The sequence below is a fragment of the Natronolimnohabitans innermongolicus JCM 12255 genome, assembly GCF_000337215.1.
Lineage (GTDB): Archaea > Halobacteriota > Halobacteria > Halobacteriales > Natrialbaceae > Natronolimnohabitans > Natronolimnohabitans innermongolicus.
On sequence record NZ_AOHZ01000046.1, the window covers coordinates 1 to 4,255 of the forward strand.

Annotated in this window: 5 protein-coding genes; all 5 read left to right on the forward strand. The window is 66.0% G+C overall.

The features are described 5' to 3' along the window. Window positions 1–451: amino acid kinase family protein (locus tag C493_RS10005; RefSeq protein ID WP_007259307.1), on the forward strand; the 451-nt coding region annotated here is incomplete at its 5' end. Beyond that, on the forward strand, window positions 448–1,599 hold the full coding sequence (locus C493_RS10010; protein WP_007259308.1) for an aspartate aminotransferase family protein: 1,152 nt from the start codon (window positions 448–450) through the stop codon (window positions 1,597–1,599). The genes C493_RS10005 and C493_RS10010, both read left to right, overlap by 4 nt. After that, window positions 1,596–2,666, forward strand: coding sequence for a [LysW]-lysine hydrolase (locus tag C493_RS10015; protein ID WP_007259309.1), 1,071 nt, complete (start codon window positions 1,596–1,598; stop codon window positions 2,664–2,666). The genes C493_RS10010 and C493_RS10015 overlap by 4 nt, the downstream gene beginning before the upstream one ends. Window positions 2,667–2,697: 31 nt before the next feature. Then, window positions 2,698–3,627 carry an ornithine carbamoyltransferase gene (argF, locus tag C493_RS10020; protein WP_007259310.1) on the forward strand — a complete coding sequence of 310 codons (930 nt, stop codon included), beginning with the start codon at window positions 2,698–2,700 and terminating at the stop codon, window positions 3,625–3,627. A gap of 137 nt (window positions 3,628–3,764) precedes the next feature. Continuing rightward, on the forward strand, window positions 3,765–4,154 hold the full coding sequence (locus C493_RS10025; protein ID WP_007259311.1) for a hypothetical protein: 390 nt from the start codon (window positions 3,765–3,767) through the stop codon (window positions 4,152–4,154). Window positions 4,155–4,255: the final 101 nt, after the last annotated feature.

Below are 4,255 nucleotides of genomic sequence, written 5' to 3' on the forward strand. Positions count from 1 at the left end.
AGAGATGTGTATAAGAGACAGCCTCGAGACGGTCCTCGCGGGCGGCTACACGCCGGTCGTCTCCGTTCCTATGCTAGGGAAGGAGAAATCGGGCGGGTACACCGCCGTCAACGCCGACGCCGACCGCGCCGCAGCAGCCATCGCGGGCGCGCTCGAGGCCGATCTCGTCGTGCTCACCGACGTGTCGGGAATCTACGAGGATCCCGACGACGAGTCGACGAAGATCGAGTCGGCGTCCACGCCCACCGAGTTCGCGGGCGTCAAGGACGCCGCGGAAGGCTTCATGACGAAGAAGGTCATGGCCGCCGAAGAGGCCCTCGAGGGCGGCGCGTCCTCGGTGATCGTCGCGACCGCCAACGCAGACGCACCGATCACGAGCGCGCTCGACGGCGAGGGGACGACGCTCGAGCCGGGCGTGTTGGACGCTGAAACGGAGGAAGCAACACAATGAGCGACCACGATTTCGTCTCCGGCAGCAAGCCGATCGGTCTCGAGCGCGGCGAGGGGCCGTACCTCTACACCGCAGACGGCACGGAATACGTCGACGCGGGCGCGAGTTTCGCGTGTACGCCGCTGGGTCACTCGCATCCGGCGGTCGTCGACGCCGTACAGGAGCAGGTCGCGAACCTGACGTTCGTCGACTCCTCGTACCCCGTGCAGTCCCGCGAGAACGCCTACGCCGCGTTCGTCGCGTCGACGCCCGACGGCCTCGAGAGCGCCTGGTTCTGTAACTCCGGCACCGAGGCCAACGAGGCCGCGCTGAAGTTCGCCCGCTCGGCGACCGGCGAGTCGAAGATCGTCGCCGCAACCCGTTCGTTCCACGGCCGCACGATGGGCGCGCTCGCGGCCACCTGGAAGGACAAGTACAAGAAACCGTTCGAGCCGCTCGCCGGCGACATCGAGTTCGTCCCCTACGGCGACGGCGACGAACTCGCCGACGCGATCGACGACGAGACCGCGGCCGTCATCCTCGAGCCGATTCAGGGAGAAGGCGGGATCAACGTCCCGCCGGCGGGCTACCTCGAGACCGCCCGCGAACTGACCGACGAGGTCGGCGCGGCGCTCGTCTTCGACGAGGTTCAGACCGGAATGGGTCGGACGGGTTCGATGTGGGCCTGCCAGAACGCGGGCGTCACGCCCGACATTCTCACGACGGCGAAGGGCCTCGGCAACGGGCTCCCCATCGGCGGACTCGCCGTTCGAGACTGGATCGCCGACGGCGCGGCGTCCCACAACGCCACGTTCAGCGGCGGCCCCGTCGTCACCGCGGCGGCCCACGCGACGATTTCGACGCTGGTCGAGGAGGAGTGGCCCGCCCACGCCGCCGACGTCGGGGCGTATCTCACGACGGAACTCGAGGCCGCCCTCGGCGACGAGGTACGCGAGGTCCGCGGCGAGGGCCTGCTCGTCGGCGTCGAGTTGAAACGCGGGGCCAACCGCGTCGCCCGCGACCTGGCGATGAACCACCAGGTGCTGGCGCTGCCCGCGGGTCGGACCGTGTTGCGCCTGCTGCCGCCGCTGGTGATCGACGGGACGGAGGCGGACCGGCTCGTCGACGCGCTTACTGCGGTCGTCGCACCTGATAACTCCGACTCATGAGCACGAGTACGAGCGAACCGACGGACGTCTCGCTCGAGGACGCCCGCGAGTTGCTGGTCGACCTCGTCTCGATCCCCTCGCCGACCGGCGAGGAACGCGAGGCGGCCAAACGGCTCGTGGACTTCTTCGAGGCCCACGACCGCGAGGTCTGGATCGACGCGATCGGCAACGTTCGCGCGCCCGCAGACGACGCCGTCCTGCTGACCTCACACATCGATACCGTCCCCGGGGACATCCCCGTCGAGGTCGAGGAGAGCGGCGACGACGAGATCCTCTGGGGCCGCGGCAGCGTCGACGCGACGGGGCCGCTCGCCGCGATGGCCGCGGCCGCCGTTCGAACCGGCGTTTCGTTCGTCGGCGTCGTCGGCGAGGAGGTCGACTCGAGGGGATCGCGGTATCTAGTCGACGACCGGGACTCCGCTCCCGACGCCGTCGTCAACGGCGAACCCTCCGGCGCCGACGGCATCACGCTGGGGTATCGCGGTCTGATTGCCGGCACCTACGTCGCGACGAGCGAGTCGGGTCACACCTCCCGTCCCGATCCGAACGCGATCCAACACGCCGTTCGCTGGTGGTCGTCCGTCGAAGACCACTTCGAGGGCGGCGAGTACGAACCCGTCTTCGAGCAGGTGACGACGAAGCCCGTCGATATCCAGGGTGGCGTCAGCGACGACGGCCTCTCCGTCGAGACGACGATGGACGTCCAGCTTCGCGTCCCGCCCGCCCTCGACGTCGAAACGGTTCGGGAAGCCGCCGAAGCCGAACTCGAGGTCGGGACCGTGACCTGGAAGGACAAGGTGCCGCCCGTGATGATGAGTCCGCGGACGGAGGTCGCCCGAGCGTTCCGGGTCGCCATCCGAAAGGAGGACGAAGATCCGCGCCTGCTCAGAAAGACCGGGACCAGCGACATGAACATCTACGCCGGCGCGTGGGACTGCCCGATGGTGACCTACGGACCGGGCAACTCGGACCTCGATCACGCACCCGACGAACGGCTCTCGCTGTCCGAGTACGACCGATCGATCGCCGTCTTAGAGCGCGTCGCGGAGACGCTCAGCGAGACGTGAGTACACACATTTTCACACGATTTTACAGACAATGACGACAGATACGGACGAAACACAGCCGAGGCATTTCCTCGACGTCGACGACCTTACCGAGGAGGAACTGTTTACGGTTCTCGACAGAGCCACGGAGTACAAACGCGCCGTCGAAGCCGGCGAGGATCACGCCGACCTACCGGGGCAGACGCTTGGCATGCTCTTCCAGAAGGCGAGTACGCGAACCCGAATCTCCTTCGAGACCGGGATGACCCAGCTCGGCGGACACGCCATCTTCCTCGGGCAGGACGACATCCAGCTCGGCCGAGGCGAACCGCTGAAGGACACCTCCCGCGCGCTCTCGCGGTACGTCGACGTCGTGATGGCGCGGGTGTTCAAACACGAGAACGTCGAGGTGCTCGCGGAGTACGCCGACGTGCCCGTGGTCAACGGCCTCACCGACGACGCCCACCCCTGCCAGACGCTCGCCGACCTGCTGACGATTCGCGAGCAGGAAGGCGGGTTCGACGAGGTGTCCGTGGCCTGGATCGGCGACGGCAACAACGTCGCCCAATCCTTTACCATCGGCGCTGCACTAACCGACCTCGACCTCACCGTCGCGACGCCCGAGGGGTACGAACTCGACGACGCGGTGCTCGAGCGCGCCCGCGACCTCGGCGGCGATCCGACGACGACTCACGACCCCGTCGAGGCGGCCACCGACGCCGACGTCATCTACACCGACGTCTGGATCAGCATGGGCCAGGAGGACGAACGCGACGTCCGCATGGACGACTTCGAGGGGTTCCAGATCTCGTCGGAACTGCTCGAGCACGCCGACGACGCGTCGGTCATGCACTGTCTGCCCGCCCACCGCGGCGAGGAGATCACCGACGAGGTCATCGAAAGCGATCGCTCGATCGTCTTCGATCAGGCCGAAAACCGCCTGCACGCCCAGAAGGCGCTGTTGAGCTGGCTGCTCGAGTAATCGATCGCGAGCGAACGCGAGTAATCGACTCGTTCATCGGGTTTCCGATTCCGTGCCCGAACTCGGTTCGCTAACCGCTTCATACTATCATTTATAATTTTGAAGGTTAATTGGGGGGTCGAGGACTCTATTTGGTTATGATCAATTGGAATCGCCGACTCGTCGGCGGCGTACTACTGTTCGTGTTCGCAAACGCGATCATCGCGCCGATGGTACTCGCGGGGTGGATCTCGACCGACGTCGTGACACCAGTTGTCGTCATGTATGCAGCCTCCGTTTTGGGAGGCGTCTGTAACGTGCTCGTCGGTCTCGAGTGGCCTCCGTACGTTAGCGGCCGTCGAACGAGCGTCGAGTGGGCCGCCGACCTGGGATTCGTTGGAGGAATGGCGATCGCGATGATCGTGTGGGCCCTCCAAGAACCGGGTAACGGAGCGATGACGTTTCGGCTTCTGCGATGGGGACTGCCGGCCGCGACGCTAATCGTGCTCTTGGTGTATTACGTTCGGATGGGAGAGCGGACGGCGTGATACAGACCGACAGCGCATACCTCCGTCTTCAGGCGGAGGTCAAGCGGTAGGCCCGGCTCGACATCTGCCATCGATGGCCAAACTGGATTTCCATCGTAACC